This is a genomic window from Chryseobacterium sp. OSA05B, from assembly GCF_019970065.1.
Lineage (GTDB): Bacteria > Bacteroidota > Bacteroidia > Flavobacteriales > Weeksellaceae > Chryseobacterium.
Genome location: NZ_JAHXYH010000001.1, coordinates 602,646 through 617,404 on the forward strand (window position 1 = coordinate 602,646; position 14,759 = coordinate 617,404).

14 protein-coding genes and 1 riboswitch are annotated in these 14,759 nt (G+C 37.5%); of the genes, 11 read left to right on the forward strand and 3 right to left on the reverse strand.

Going from position 1 to position 14,759, the window contains the following annotated elements; genetic code table 11:
- Positions 1 to 52 precede the first annotated feature (52 nt).
- The gene (locus LC419_RS02660; protein ID WP_223605899.1) at positions 53 to 2,200 is read left to right on the forward strand and encodes a MutS2/Smr-associated SH3 domain-containing protein; all 2,148 of its coding nucleotides are present in this window, start codon (positions 53 to 55) and stop codon (positions 2,198 to 2,200) included.
- A gap of 136 nt (positions 2,201 to 2,336) precedes the next feature.
- Here the strand turns inward: LC419_RS02660 and LC419_RS02665 are convergent, their stop codons facing one another.
- Complete coding sequence (locus LC419_RS02665) at positions 2,337 to 3,404, reverse strand: GEVED domain-containing protein (protein ID WP_223605900.1); 1,068 nt, start codon at positions 3,402 to 3,404, stop codon at positions 2,337 to 2,339.
- A 235-nt stretch (positions 3,405 to 3,639) separates the two neighbouring features.
- On the opposite strand from LC419_RS02665, the gene LC419_RS02670 reads away from it, so the two are divergent.
- Positions 3,640 to 4,437 (forward strand): hypothetical protein, encoded by a 798-nt coding sequence (locus LC419_RS02670; RefSeq protein WP_223605901.1) that lies wholly within the window; start codon positions 3,640 to 3,642, stop codon positions 4,435 to 4,437.
- Between the two features lie 52 nt (positions 4,438 to 4,489).
- Positions 4,490 to 4,669, forward strand: a riboswitch (cobalamin riboswitch).
- Positions 4,670 to 4,783: 114 nt separating this feature from the next.
- Entirely contained in the window at positions 4,784 to 5,167 is a 384-nt protein-coding gene (locus LC419_RS02675) for an acyl-CoA thioesterase (RefSeq protein ID WP_034728864.1), read from the forward strand.
- 94 nt (positions 5,168 to 5,261) lie between these two features.
- Here the strand turns inward: LC419_RS02675 and LC419_RS02680 are convergent, their stop codons facing one another.
- Entirely contained in the window at positions 5,262 to 5,852 is a 591-nt protein-coding gene (locus tag LC419_RS02680) for an HD family hydrolase (RefSeq protein ID WP_223605902.1), read from the reverse strand.
- 207 nt (positions 5,853 to 6,059) lie between these two features.
- A complete protein-coding gene (locus LC419_RS02685; RefSeq protein ID WP_223605903.1) occupies positions 6,060 to 6,740 on the reverse strand; it encodes a hypothetical protein in 681 nt (226 codons plus the stop codon).
- Positions 6,741 to 7,036: 296 nt separating this feature from the next.
- On the opposite strand from LC419_RS02685, the gene LC419_RS02690 reads away from it, so the two are divergent.
- From LC419_RS02690 to LC419_RS02725, 8 genes are all read left to right on the forward strand, one after another.
- A complete protein-coding gene (locus tag LC419_RS02690) occupies positions 7,037 to 7,366 on the forward strand; it encodes a PadR family transcriptional regulator (protein WP_034728860.1) in 330 nt (109 codons plus the stop codon).
- 11 nt (positions 7,367 to 7,377) lie between these two features.
- Positions 7,378 to 9,093 (forward strand): PspC domain-containing protein, encoded by a 1,716-nt coding sequence (locus tag LC419_RS02695; RefSeq protein WP_223605904.1) that lies wholly within the window; start codon positions 7,378 to 7,380, stop codon positions 9,091 to 9,093.
- A gap of 310 nt (positions 9,094 to 9,403) precedes the next feature.
- Complete coding sequence (locus LC419_RS02700) at positions 9,404 to 10,006, forward strand: 1-acyl-sn-glycerol-3-phosphate acyltransferase (RefSeq protein ID WP_223605905.1); 603 nt, start codon at positions 9,404 to 9,406, stop codon at positions 10,004 to 10,006.
- A gap of 55 nt (positions 10,007 to 10,061) precedes the next feature.
- The gene (locus LC419_RS02705) at positions 10,062 to 10,493 is read left to right on the forward strand and encodes a PaaI family thioesterase (RefSeq protein WP_034728852.1); all 432 of its coding nucleotides are present in this window, start codon (positions 10,062 to 10,064) and stop codon (positions 10,491 to 10,493) included.
- 105 nt (positions 10,494 to 10,598) lie between these two features.
- Positions 10,599 to 11,669 (forward strand): hypothetical protein, encoded by a 1,071-nt coding sequence (locus tag LC419_RS02710; protein ID WP_223605906.1) that lies wholly within the window; start codon positions 10,599 to 10,601, stop codon positions 11,667 to 11,669.
- A complete protein-coding gene (locus LC419_RS02715; protein ID WP_223605907.1) occupies positions 11,669 to 12,757 on the forward strand; it encodes an RNA polymerase sigma factor in 1,089 nt (362 codons plus the stop codon). The genes LC419_RS02710 and LC419_RS02715 overlap by 1 nt, the downstream gene beginning before the upstream one ends.
- Positions 12,744 to 13,655: a hypothetical protein gene (locus LC419_RS02720; protein ID WP_223605908.1), complete on the forward strand. Its 912-nt coding sequence runs from the start codon at positions 12,744 to 12,746 to the stop codon at positions 13,653 to 13,655. Before LC419_RS02715 ends, LC419_RS02720 begins: the two co-directional genes overlap by 14 nt.
- 23 nt (positions 13,656 to 13,678) lie before the next feature.
- Positions 13,679 to 14,644 carry a chorismate-binding protein gene (locus tag LC419_RS02725; protein ID WP_223605909.1) on the forward strand — a complete coding sequence of 322 codons (966 nt, stop codon included), beginning with the start codon at positions 13,679 to 13,681 and terminating at the stop codon, positions 14,642 to 14,644.
- Positions 14,645 to 14,759 lie beyond the last annotated feature (115 nt).

Genomic DNA, 14,759 nt, shown 5'->3' on the forward strand with positions numbered 1-14,759 from the left:
AAATTAATTGATTTTCAAATTAAGATTCACATTTTCTCACTAAATTTGCACTGTGTATATAAATAAAGAAGATTTAAACGAATTAGAGTTTCCGCAATTGCTCGCGGAAATCTCTCCATTTGCGTATTCTCCGAAAACGAGAGAAAAAATTCTTCAACTTCGTCCGATGGAAATTGACGAGGCGGAACTTTTACTGAAAAAAACGTCGGAATATCTTTCGAGTTTTGAAAGTTCAAATGCAATTCCGTTCGATGAGTATGAAGATATCGAAAGTGAGCTGAAAGTGATGCTGATTGAGAATTACCGTCTGGAAAACAGTGCTTTCATCAAAATTAAAACTTTAACTGAACAGATAGGAAAACTACAGAAGTTTTTCCCAACCATGCCTGATACCTTCCCTACTTTGATAGGCGATGTTTCTGTGCTGGAGTTTAAAAAAGAGATCATTGATAAGGTAGATAAGGTCTTTAACCGATTCGGAGAAGTGAAAAGTGACGCCTCTCCTATTCTGAAAGAACTTAGGGCTGAAATCCAGATCGCTAAGAAAGCGATTCAGGAAAATTTCAACCGTGCGCTGTTCAATTACGGACAAAGTGAATTTCTCGATGATATCCGGGAAACGATTATTGAAGATATGAGGGTTTTAGCTGTAAAATCCGGGTTCAAAAAAAGGGTTGCGGGAAGGGTATTAGGAATTTCAAAGACAGGTTCTATTACCTATATGCAGCCAGACAGTGTGGTAAAACATTACTTCAAGCTGAAGGAAAGTGAAGAGGAAGAGAAAAAAGAAATAGATAAAATACTCCGAAAACTCACTGCTGAACTGGCAGAATTCCAACCTCAGCTATGGCAATACCAGGCTTATATTTTTGATCTTGACCTGACGAGAGCTAAAGCAAAATTTGCAGAACAGGTGAACGGAATTCTTCCAAAGATCAACCGTCACAGAACGCTAAAACTGAAAGATGCTTTCCATCCGCTTTTATGGCTAAGAAATAAAGCAGAAAACAAAACGATTCACTCACAGAGCCTGTCATTGACAGATCACAACAGAATCATCTGTATTTCCGGACCGAATGCAGGAGGAAAATCCATTACCCTGAAAACAGTCGGACTGCTTCAGCTGATGATCCAGACTGGAATTTTGGTGCCTGTACATCCAAAATCTGAAATGTTCTTTTTTGAAAAGATCATGACTGATATTGGTGATAATCAATCTATTGAAAACCATTTATCTACGTATTCATCAAGGCTTAAGAAAATGTCCGGGATCATTCGTGAGGCTGATGCCAATACTTTGCTTCTTATTGATGAATTCGGGACTGGATCTGATCCTGAGCTTGGAGGTGCGCTGGCCGAAAGTTTCATGGAGTATTTCTATGATAAAAAAAGTTTTGCCATCATTACGACTCACTATACGAATATCAAACTGGTGATTGAACAGCTTCCGAACGCCGAAAATGCCGCAATGCTTTTCGATGAAGAAACGCTGGAACCTATGTATAAACTTGAAGTGGGACAGGCAGGCAGTTCATTTACTTTTGAAGTAGCAGAGAAGAACAGAATCCCGAGATTCATTATTCATGCAGCCAAAAAGAAGGTAGAGCACGATATTGTTAATCTTGATAAAACGATTGTCAAGCTACAGCAGGAAAAATTTGAAGTTGAAAAACTGAAAACCGATCTTGCCGAAAGGAAAGAATCCGTAGAAGACAAACGTGACAACCTTCAAAAACTAAATGAACAGCTGCAACAGAAACTGTTCAATTTCCAAAAACTGTATGAAGAGGAACACCGTAAGCTTCAGTTTGGAAATAAAATTGAAACTTTTATCGACAGTTATGTAAAAGGAAAGTCAAGAAAAGATGTGGTCAAAGATTTTGTAAAGATTCTTGAACAGGAAAAATTCAGAAAAATAGGCGCTGATAAAGATGAAACCAAACGTCTTCAGGTGGTTAAAAGAAAAATCACCCAACAGCTTAAAAAGGAAGATGTGATTGAAAAAATCGCTGAAACCAATGAAAAACTAGAAGAAAAACGCAAAACCGATCGTGCAGTGTGGATGAAAGAAGGACAGCGTGTCCGTATTCCGGGAAGCACCAGCGTAGGAACCATCGAAAAAATCTCCAAAAATAAAGTGACGGTGAATTATGGTAGTTTTAAGACTACGATTAATGCGGATGAATTGGAGAGGATTTGATGGGGTGATTCGGTAATGAGATGATTTGATGATGATAGGTTGAGGATTTACTTTTTTGTGGATTTTACGACTTTTACCTTTATAAAAAAATAGCGCTGAAAAATCCAGCGCTATTTTATTTTTATTTACTTCTCATTTATTTTTTGATGAATTTCACACGGGTTGTATTTTCTTTATTTTTAAGCTGAATAAAGTAAATTCCTTTAGCAAGATGACGAATATCTACCGTATTCTCAGATGTTCTGCCCTCTCCTGTTTTTTGACCTGAAGCTGAAAAAATCTCATAGTCCATGTCTGATGACAGTCCTGAAATATGTAAAACCTCCGAAGCTGGATTTGGATAGATGCTGATTTCTTTGGATTTTGAAATTTCATCTACAGCCAAGGTCTGATTCACAAAAGTAACGCCGTAATCTTCCACTTCACCGTAAGTAAATGTTCCGCATGAACCTGTCGGCACTGTTTGGCTGGTCATTACCCTCATAGTGGTTCCGCATTGGGATGCCGTTACGAAAGGAGGAACACTGAATGTAGATGTTTTTGGAGCCGTGGAATTGACAGATCCGGACATCATCATTTCGCTAGATTCAAAAACTCCATTAGAATTAAAATCAATCCAGGCTCTTACATAGACTGTTCCCGGTGTACCTGCCCAGTTTTGTTCTACTGACAGGACATTATTTGTGGTTCCTATACCAAGCTGGATGCGACGTGTCAAATCAAGACGATAATCTGTGTAATTGGAAGCTCCTGAAGCGCTCACCATCTGTGGAAGTCCTGTGGACGGAGTCATCATCACTTTTGACAAATGCATCATAGTCTCGTCTACAGATCCGGCCTGACAGTAATTCAACTGGGTATAAAACGTCACAGGAGCAGATATATCTCCTGAAACATTGTCTGTCACCTGAACAACATAGCCGGTACAAGGGGTTAATCCGGAAAGATTACATGCAGTCCCGGCTGAAACAACAACCGCTACCCATGCTCCACCACTTAGCGGTCTGAATCTTACTGTATAGCCATTGGATCCCGGTACAGGATCCCATGTAACATCAGCTGAAGTGGGATTAATATTAGAAACGGTTACATTGGCTGGAGCCGTGAACATTTTTTTTGTTAGAAGGTTTTCCTTGTGATGGGCAGCCTGAAACTGTGGTGCTCCTGTTAAAAACAAAAGCATAAAGAATAGATTTCTTGTCATATTGATTGGGTTATTAATTTTCAGTGGAAAAATAATTTAAATTATCTACATATCATTATATTTTCATTGATAAATATTACATTTTTATCGCATTTCTGTAAAAACACCTAAGTATTATTTGATCAGAAAATAGTTTTCTGAAAACATATTGATCATTTTAATCAAATCCTGTCATATTTTACTGATTCAAAAAACATTTAATTTATATATTTGAGGGATCAAAAAATTTCATCAGATGATTTCCGTAAACAGAGCATTGTACCTCTCCGCTTTCAGTCTATTTTCTTTAGCATTTGTCAAAGGGCAGAATAAAGTTCCTTTCGGTGTTGTAAAAGCTGAGGAAGGCTACGCCAATGTGCGTGTGCACAAGGATAACTACAGAAAAATCGTGGACAAAATCCGTATGCGTAAAGGGGATGTATTTGTTTATGTAAAACCTGCTCCGGGAGAAACGGAATGGATTTGGATCAAATATCCGGAAAAACAGGATGACGAAAAACCTTTTGTAAGATATGAGACTCTTGAGAAGGAAGGTATGGTAAACAAAGAGCGTATTGCTTTCATCGACCAGCTCCCTCAATTTACGCCCTCTAAATCCAAAAACGGAAAATCGCTTATTTTTACCGATAACAGCAATCCCAAAATCCCTACCTCCCAAAGAACCAAAGTGGTAATCGATGTTTACCCTTCGAATGCGAGTTACAGAAAGCAGGAAAAAGATGCAGACGGAAAAATCCTTACCATCGATAAAATAAAACCATGGGGAATTAAGGATGCACTTCCTGAAGGCATGACGGAGATTAAATCGATTCGTGTACAACAGCCGGGCAGAGGTTCTGTTTTTGTAAGGGAAGCTATTAAAAATATGTTCCAGCCTACTATGGATTTCAATAATGTCGGAGTAACCGCTCTTGACAATGATCACATCTACCTTTATATGATCAATGGCTCCGGTGAGAACAGGTATGTCACGCTTTGGGCCATCAAGGAAGGAAGGGTGATGAGCCAGATTATTTACAATAATCCGGAATAATTACCTTTTTTCGCTGTAATATTCTTATTTTTGCCATGAAAAAGTTTAACGCTTATTCATCACAGAAACTGGTTCTGCTTAACGCAGATTAAAAGGGAACCGTGTGAAAATCACGGACTGTCGCGCAACTGTAAGTAACTGAAGTCTTTATCAAGAATCCACTGTGCAGGGCACGGGAAGGAGATAAAAGATGTTACAAGTCAGGAGACCTGCCTATTTCTTTAAACAAAAAACTTTCGCGATTTGAAGTTTATTGATTTGATGGACTGCTTCAGGAATTCCTTTGATTCCTGTCATTGCTCTGTTATTTTGATCTATTTCATTTCGCATTAATTAATAATGAAATATGACTACAGAAGAAAGAATTGCAGCATCCGAAACCAGAATTTTTAAAGCGGTTTTCCCCAACACGACCAATCATTACGATACTCTTTTCGGAGGTACGGCCATGCAGCTGATGGATGAAGTAGCTTTTATCACCGCCACCCGTTTTGCGAGAAAGAGAGTGGTCACCGTAAGCAGCGATAAAATCGATTTTAAAAAGCCCATTCCGGCCGGAACTATTGTAGAACTGATCGGGAAGGTTTCCTATGTTGGAAAAACCAGTATGAAAGTAAATGTAGAAATCTACACGGAACAGATGTACTCTTATGAGAGAGAAAGAGCCATTGTAGGTGATTTTACTTTTGTGGCGATTGATGAATCTAAGAAACCAATCAGAATACTATAATTGATGAGTTTCTGGGCGGCCTGCGGCCGCCCAGAAACTATCTATACTCTGCAAAACAGCAATTTAAAAATCTTTATTTTGCTTTTCAATCTATCTATCTTACAACCTTATCCGTATCCAGACTTCTGGTCAGCAATGTTTCAAAAGCCTCACCCATCTCGTCTGAAGCTCTTGTAATGGCATTTTCCAGCATATTTCTGATCTGTTTTTCGGTAACACCCGCTTCTGTCCAGCTTTTTCCTGAAGTGTGGGAATTTAAGATAAACGGCATTATACGGTCGATGGAGCAGGCAAAAATAGCATCCGGCGTTTTTTCTTCCTCAAATTCCATCCATAATTCAAAGAACTCTGTACGTAAAGGTTCATCCAGGATTCCAAAAATTTTCTGAGCTGAGATCTTTTCTCTTTCAAATTTCCCCACCATCGCTTTTTCATCAAAAAGGAAGGTGTCTCCCGCCTCTATTTCCACAAGATCATGGATGGAGAGCATTCTTATTACTCTTAAAAGATCAATATCTGCGCGGTTTTTAGCGTATGGATAAAGAATCTGTGCCAGGATAATGATCTGCCATGAGTGTTCTGCCGTATTTTCTCTTCTGGAATCATCGGCATTGTAATTTCTTCGCTGTACGTTTTTCAGGGCATCTACTGCCAGGATAAAATCGATCTCCTTCTGTATTTTCATTTCTTTTATTATTTGATCCTATTTTGGGATAAAGTATTTTGTTTTTATGGGGTGTCTGGGAGTTTGGAAACATCCATTACTGGGATTCAGACTAAGATAAAGGCTGAGAGGTATTAAGAGGATAATTTGTATTTTCAACACTAAAACAAAATTATTCTCAAAACCCCGAAACTCTAAAACTCTCCGACTCCCGAACCTGAATTCAGTCTATTCGGTTGTTTTTTTAACCACCCATTTGTTATTGACCTTCTCTTTTATAGTGACTTTAGTGGGTTCTTCACCCATATCTCTTATTTTTTCGTAAACCAGATCGATGCCTTTATTCGGAATCACCTGATATTCGTAAGTGTATAGTAAAGCAGCTCCGGACCTGGCGTAAGTGGTCAACCGTTTGCGTTTGGGATCTACATCAAACATTCCCTGATAGGAGCTGGCAATTTCGGTAAGTTCTTTACTCAGGACAAATTGATTTCTGGTTGAATTAAAAACATATACATCATACGAAGCACTTCCATAGTTTCCTCCGCTGCCGTTTCTCAGGGCGACATCTTCTGTTCCGTCAAAATTGAAATCATCAAATACTATGGGATCATCATGCATCAATCCTGAAGTAAGCGGTAGTACATCTATTTTTGACGGCCTGAATCCTTCTTTAAAAGATAAAACCATATCATCGGAAACGAGTGTCTGTATTTTTCCACCGTTTTTATTGAATAGGATAATATTTGCTTTATGCCTGCACTGATCGGTAAAGCATTCTTCCACATTAATTTCAGCATTATATTTTTTGGAGGCGTCTTCAATTGCAAAGCGGTATTGTCCGAAGCACAGAGGCCCCAGCAGCAGCAATGCAGATAAAGACCGGAATAAAAAAGATGGATTTGTCATTTGGTGTAACATTAATTTAAATATTTCATGAAAATTAAGAACAAAAATACGAATCGCGAGCCACAATTTGTCATTTTTTTGACTGATTTTAACCTTCTTTTCAATTATCCAAATTTTCATTAAAAATTTATTCAATTGAAAATCAACAACTTAATATATTTCTTTTAAAAATCCCACTACTTTGTATTGCATATTACCATTTTAATTACATATCTTTGTAATGTAAAATCGGAATAGGTTCATCTAGCTAGGAACATTATTCTGAAAATATAACTAATTAACAAAACTTATTAAAGATGAATACTGAAAATACCAAAGCGCAAATGCGCAAAGGAATTCTGGAATTCTGTATTTTAAGTCTCATCAACCATCGTGAAATGTATGTTTCCGACCTTATCGATGAGCTTAAAAAAGGAAAACTGGATGTAGTGGAAGGAACCCTCTATCCTCTCCTTACAAGACTGAAAAACGGAGAGTTCCTTTCCTACAGATGGGAAGAATCTACAGGAGGACCCCCAAGAAAATATTACCAGATCACAGAAAAAGGAAAGCTTTTCTTGGACGAACTTCAAAATACATGGGCTGAACTGACAGCGTCAGTAAACCAAATCACTCAAAAAATTTAAAAAACAAAGCTATGAACAAGACACTCTCAATAGGACTCGCAGGTTTTTCTTTCACTATAGAAGAACACGCATATATAAAGCTCAGCGATTACCTGAATGCACTGAGAAGCTCATTGGATGCTTCAGAGGAGGAGGAGGTAATGCATGATATAGAAATAAGAATGGTAGAAATCTTCAGAGATTCTTTAGGAAAACGTGAAGTGATCAACGATACAGACGTAGAGAAAGTAATCGCACAGATTGGATCTCCTGAAAAAATCGAAGAACAGGAAGAAGCTTACTATTCTGAAAAGAACACGAAAAGAACACACCAGACAGGTGCAGAATATACAGACAAAAAACAACTGTTCCGTGATCCGGAAAGACAAAAAATCGCCGGAGTATGCGCAGGATTGGCTCACTATGTAGGAATGGATATTACCGCAATGAGAGCCATCTGGCTGGGAATCTTTGTACTGGGTATTTTCACAGCAGCGATTTCTTCTTCACTGATCGGTCTTCTGTATGTGATTCTTTGGGTTGTACTTCCAAGAGCAGAAACAGCTGCAGATTTTTTGAAGATGAAGGGAAAGCCTATGAACTTCGACAATCTTAAAAGTGAATCCAACAAACTGGTTCAGTTTGCGAACGAATCTACTCAGAGAGTCGGAGAAATGTACAACGAATCCAAGCCTTATATTGATAATGCAGGCAGCGGAGTATGGAATATCCTGAAATACTTTGTAGGATCAATCTTTGTACTTATGGCGATAGGAAGCATCATCGGTATATTTGTGATCTTCGGATTGTTCGGTATGGATGCAGATTTTCCGGGAGCCAATGAGATGAGATTCTATATGGATGACAACAATTTGGACAAAGTGCTGGTAGCTATTATGATCATCGGATGTCTGATTCCTACCATTCTCTTCAGCTTATTGAGTATCCGTATATTTTCACCAAAAACCAAGCTTAGAAATATCGGATGGGTAATCGGAGGACTGTTTCTTTTACTGATCGGACTTGGAACCTATTTCGGAGTAAGTATGGCTAAGAAAAACCTGATCTATAAAGGCAGTAAGGAAGACACGGAAAATATTGCCATCAACACCACTTCTGATACCCTTTATGTAGATGTGAAGCAGGTCAATATTCCTCAGAATTTTACCGCTTACGATGACGATATTTATTCCGATAAGAAAACGGTGTACAAAGAAGATTATATCTCTGTAGAAGTTACAAGAAAACCTGAGGTGAAAACACCTTACCTGATCATTAAAAAAGAAGGAAACGGTTATAACGTTCCGGTTCAGATCAACGTACCTGTAGAAATCGTAGGAAATAAGATAATGCTTCCAAACTACATCAAGTATCCGTATGAGCACAGATTCAGACACTACAGAGTAGATTACGAACTTGTGATTCCTCAAAATGCAGTAGTAATTCCTGTGAAAAAAGACGGAATTGATTTCGACGGAGATCTTAACGGAGACGGGATCAATGATGACGATCAGGACAGAGATGAGAACGGACACATCAGAATCGAAAAAAATAAGATTTCTGTAAACGGTTCTACAATTGAATACAACTCTGACGATAAAGACAGCATCATCATCAACGGAAAAAAAGTTCCCAGTTCACAAGCTGATGTAGTGATTGATTCTATGAAGTCCAGCATCAAAAAGATGAATAAAAATGTAGACATCAAAATCAAAGACGGGAAAGAAATCTCCATACAAACTAAATAATTAACTTCAGAGAGTGCAGGAGGTGTGAATGGAAGGCAACCGTTTGAAATTCACACTCTTCTTCTCTCAGAAAACAAAAAAAATACTATTATTTAGTTCGTTATGTTAAAAAAAAGTAATACCTTCGTGTAGTTAAAATAAATTAACCTAATCAATAAAAAACACCCCTAACCATGGTACAAGTTGCACTAGAAATTGTAATGAAGATCGCAGATTTAATCAGCGGTTTGTTTTAAGAGCGATAATATTTCAATATATTTGTAAAGTATAACCTGTTTGGTTATACTTTTTTGTTTTAATCTAAAGATATATGAGAAAACTGATAGGTAAATTAATGTTAAAGATGCTGGGCTGGAAAGTCGTCCTGCAGGGCGATGTAAATAGCCTGAACCGATGTATCCTCGTGGTGGCACCACATACCCACAACATGGAATATCTATTGGGAAATCTTGCCTATTGGTCATTAGAAAGGCCTTTGAAAATCATCATCAAAGATGCCCATACAAAAGCATGGTACGGAAGTGTGGTAAGAGGACTTGGAGGCATCGGGATCGACAGAAGTCAGAAAAATGACCTGGTGAATTTCGTAGCCAAACAGTTTGAAAAAGAAGACTTCAGTCTTGTGATTACGCCCGAAGGTACAAGAAGCTGGGTTCCGAAATGGAGAAAAGGATTTTATCATATGGCATTAGCGGCCAAAGTCCCGATCGTTCTGGCAGCAGGAGATTTCAAAAGAAATATTGTTTATCTCGGCTATACCATTCCTTACGAAAGAATCGCTTCTGTTCCATTTTCCGAGATCATGGACGAAATTCAGGAATATTATATTAAAAATGATATTGTTCCTAAGATCCCGGCCAACTGGAACCCGAATATTAAAGGAACCGGCAACGATGACGATGCCAAAAGCTAGAACCCAAAAGTCATCATCAGATTATCAATCATCAATTATCATTTATACTCATACAATGAAAGGTCAGACTAAAGAAGAACTCCTTGTGTTCCTAAACAGCTGGGGAAACGGGGTAACATTAGCCAAAACACTTGAAATACAATTCATCGATATCGATGTTGAAAATGAAACCTTAACGGCTACGATGCCGGTACAGCCAAAAGTACACCAGCCGTTCGGTATTCTGCACGGAGGAGCAAGCTGTGTGCTGGCAGAAACGCTGGGATCAAGCCTGTCTAATATTTTTATCGACGGCAGTAAATATTATGGGGTAGGAACAAATATCAATTCCAATCACCTTAAAAGCAAAAAAGACGGAATAGTAACCGCTACAGCCCGCTTCATCAGAAAAGGAAAGACCATGCACGTTTCTGAAATCGAGATCAGGGATGAAAAAGGAATACTCATCAATCATACCACGATGACCAATAATATCATTCTGAAGTAGAGAAAAAAATCAATTAAAAATATAAGGCTCAACAAAATTGGGTCTTTTTTTATATACTTGCTGCAACCTTTTTCTTTTTTGTCATCTTATAAGAAAATAGTAACCATGAAAACACTTTTTTTACCATTCTTAGCAGCACTGCTATTTTTCACCTCTTGTCGTCAGGATGATGATATTAATTCTTTAGAAAAAAATACAAACGCGGTTGATCTTTATACTGCAGGCGCCGAAAACAATAAGGCCTGCTATTGGAAAAACGGCCAAAAAATTATTTTAGCAGGAGGAGACGGATTATATGTACATCAAATTATTGTAGACAATAATAATGTATACGCAATGGGAGGCAAAACGACTGAGTATTTATCTTCAGGACCCAAACATAATTACCTTTGGAAAAATGGCATAAAGTATGATTTGGAGCAGTATTTAGAAGGAATTACTCCCAACGCAGGATCAAATTTTAATAATTATATTAACCAAAGCATGGTTATAGAAAACGGAAATATTTATTTTACCGGTAATACTATAAACCCGGCTTCTACATCATCTCAGGATCGATATATATTTTGCATTTGGAAAAACAACGTAAAAACAGTAGTACAAACCTCTGACTCCCCGACACATTTCGGAGCATTTTCCATATTCAATAATACAACCTATTTACCTTCATCCAGAAGAAATGTAACACTCGACCCTGTTACCAATACCTTTACGTGGGAAGTTGGCTATTATAAAAATTTACAATACAGCTCTTTGGCCAACGATTCAGGTGTTTACGGATTTTATTCTGATAATACAGGTGTATACGCTCACATTAAGAATGTTTTCACCAATCTGTCTTATTTTAAGAATCTTCAGAACAATACTATTTTATCTGTTCCTTCCAATATTGATCAAAGCCAAATCAGCAATTTTGTATGGGATGGTAATGATAAATACTATATAGGAACTGATTTTTACTATAAAAATAATGTATTGGTACCCGTTACCGAACCGAATGGTTACAACAAAATCGGCTCATTTATCATTAAGGATCAAAATATTTATACAACACGGTATAAAGAAGGAGGAAATCTGGTAAAGGTATTCATCAACAATACTGAAGTTCAGAGTATAGATATTCCGCCACTGTTGGATCCTAATGTAGGAGGAATCTTATCCATATATGCAGATTAATGAAGAAACTAAACTGGCAAAAAATATACAGCGAGCACTCCCCAATACTCTTGGGGATTTGCCGTAGATATATACCGGATATCTATGCGGCAGAAGATATTCTTCAGGACAGCTTTATCACAGCCATCCAAAAAGAACATCAATTGAAAGATGAAAAAGTCCTTTTTGCGTGGCTAAAAAAAATTGTTATCAATAATGCTTTGCAGTACTTACGAAAAAGCAGCCGTGAACATTTCATTCACCCTGAAACTTCAGAAATATCCGAAATACCATTAGCAACGAGTGAAAATATGGAAGAAAAAAACCTTGTTCTTACCTACGATTTTACATGTGAGGAGTTGCTTTCTTCTATTGACCGCCTTCCCTCCCATCATAAATCGGTATTTAATTTATACTGTCTGGAAAACCATTCCCATGCAGAGATTGCAGGGATGCTGGGAATATCCGTCAATACTTCGAAATCACATCTTTTGAGAGCAAAAAAAACGTTACAAAATTATCTGGTCAATCATGTACTTAAGCCGGACACTCCAAAAAACAAAAAGAAGATGACCCAACTTCTTATTTTCCTGGGTTTCGGAAGTTTGTTATGGGCCCAAACCATCAGAACCAGATTTTCGAACTTTTCTATAGAGCCATCCAAATCTTTTGAAATTCCCGAATCTATTCAAACTAAAAATATCAATTTTCAGTCGTCATCAGGGGTCAGTTTGAAAACAAAAATCATAGCTGCAGCCGGACTTTTGGTTATTATATTAGGTTCTGTCATGTTCTTCTGTCCCAACAACAATATTCCGGATACTAGCAATATTAAGGAGCAAAACAATGAAACGGTAAACGAAAAAGAGGAAATCAAAACAGAAGTTTCGAGTAAGTCTATTACAAATATAAGTACGGAATCTGCCGTCAATAAAGAGATTACAAAAATTAACACTGCTGAAAAAGATAATGCACCTGAAAAGGTTACAGGTAAAATGACACAAACAAAGCCTAAAATCAGTGGAAGAGATTCTGCGGAAAGCATTCCCAAAAAGATCATTGTTGTAAAAAAAATCATTCAGAGAGACACTATTTATGTTGAGAGATAAACCCATTATGCCTGTAACAAAATTAATCTTCATCATTTCTTTTCTTATTCTGTATCCTCTTAATGCCCAGAGAAAAAAGACGGATACGCTTTATGTGTACGAAAAAGTCATTGTCTATGATACCGTTTATTTAGAGAAAGCCATAAAGGTAAAACCGGTTGGCATCTATTCTAAACCTTTGGTGATCACTGATACGAATATTGTTCCTGAGGTATCAGGATTTAAGTATATTACAATTTTAGATACAACAAAAGGATTAAAGATAAAAACCATAAAATTCGATTTTGGTGTGGAGGCCGGAATGGGGTTAAAAAACAGCAGCTGGGCTAAAGAATCATCTGAAAACAGGCAGCAACCCGGGTTCAATGCGGGTATATGGATTTCAAGAAGTATTTATAAACGATTTTCCATGATGCTCTCCGCACATTTTTATTACTGGAATTCTACTTTTGACCTGGATGCCAACAAAGCAGAAACCTGGCTGGACGGCTATTATTTTACAGAAGACAGACAACCGCTTCTGTTCCAAAAATTTAATGATAAACATCTGGAATACGCATTACAGCTGAAATTATTCTATGAATGGAAAAAGTTCAGACCTTTTATAGGTATTTTAGCCAATCAGAATGTCTACAAGATGCAGTTTATGGTTCCTGAAAACAATGTTCTGAACAAGCTTGATGATTTTAAGTCTAAAGAAATCAACTTCGGATATTCTTTTGGAATCCAATACCGGATTATGCGTAAGTTTCTTCTGTCTTTAGAATATCAGGAATATAAAATGAGAAATATTTCGTTAAAAAACTCTGCTTTTAATTTTGACATTTTTAAGACTAATAATACCTTTGCTGAAAGGAAAATCAACCTGGGAATTTCCTATACCATTTCCAGCTGGTGATTTTCAAAATCTATCCATAATTAATGATTTATTTCAAACTTCCTTTCGACGAAACATTATATTCAACTGATCAGCAACAAAACAAAGAATCCGTGAGTTTTCGGTCTTTTGATCTTTTGAGGCAGATTATTTTTGAAGGTAATATCATCAACGCCTCTGAGCAGTTTGAAAACAATACCATTACGAATGAAAATCTACTGAAAGATGAAAGTCATTTCAACGAAGAAACCAAAGACGAATATATAACTACCCTTCATCAGGTCATGGATGTCATTAAAACTCATGAGCTTCCCAAATTAGTGTACTCAAGAAGAAAAATCTTCACAGATTTTAAAGGAATTGATTTTAAAGAAAGTTTTAAAAAACTCTGTACATCTTATCCCAACGCATTCCGATACCTCTTTAATGATGGACAAAATGCCTGGATGGGTGCTTTTTCGGAAACGCTGGGAAAATTCAATAAAACAACCCATCAGTTTGAAACCATGAGCCTTGCCGGAACACTTCCGGTATCTGAAGAATGGACAGAAAAGGAAATTGAAGAGCAAAAACCCGTCACTTCTTATATTAAGGACATTCTTGAAAATTATTCAGAGAACATAGAGGTGTCGGAAACCTACGATCATATCTCGGGAAACATCAAACACCTCAGAACAGATTTTAAGGCCCGTATACAACCTGACGATCTCGACAGCCTCATCCATGACCTCCACCCTACTCCGGCAGTCTGTGGAATACCAAAAGATTTCTGCAAACAGAATATCCAGAAGTTTGAAAAATTTCCACGTGAATTTTATGCCGGCTTCATTAAAGTAGAAACTGATGAAAGTGTCATGTATTTTGTCAATCTAAGATGCGCAAGATTGTATAAAGATTCCGTACACATCTTTGTGGGTGGCGGTATCACTGCGCAGAGCGATGCGGAAAAAGAGTGGCGTGAAACAGAGCTGAAATCGGAGGCTGTTTTAAGGAATCTTGTGGTTTCTTAGTACGTAGGTGGCTTCGAGTACCTCAACCACCAAGGGATTTGCCTTATTATTTCCGGATGTACACTTAGTTTCATATGTGACACACTGATGGAGGCACTCGAAGAGATCAACTGCA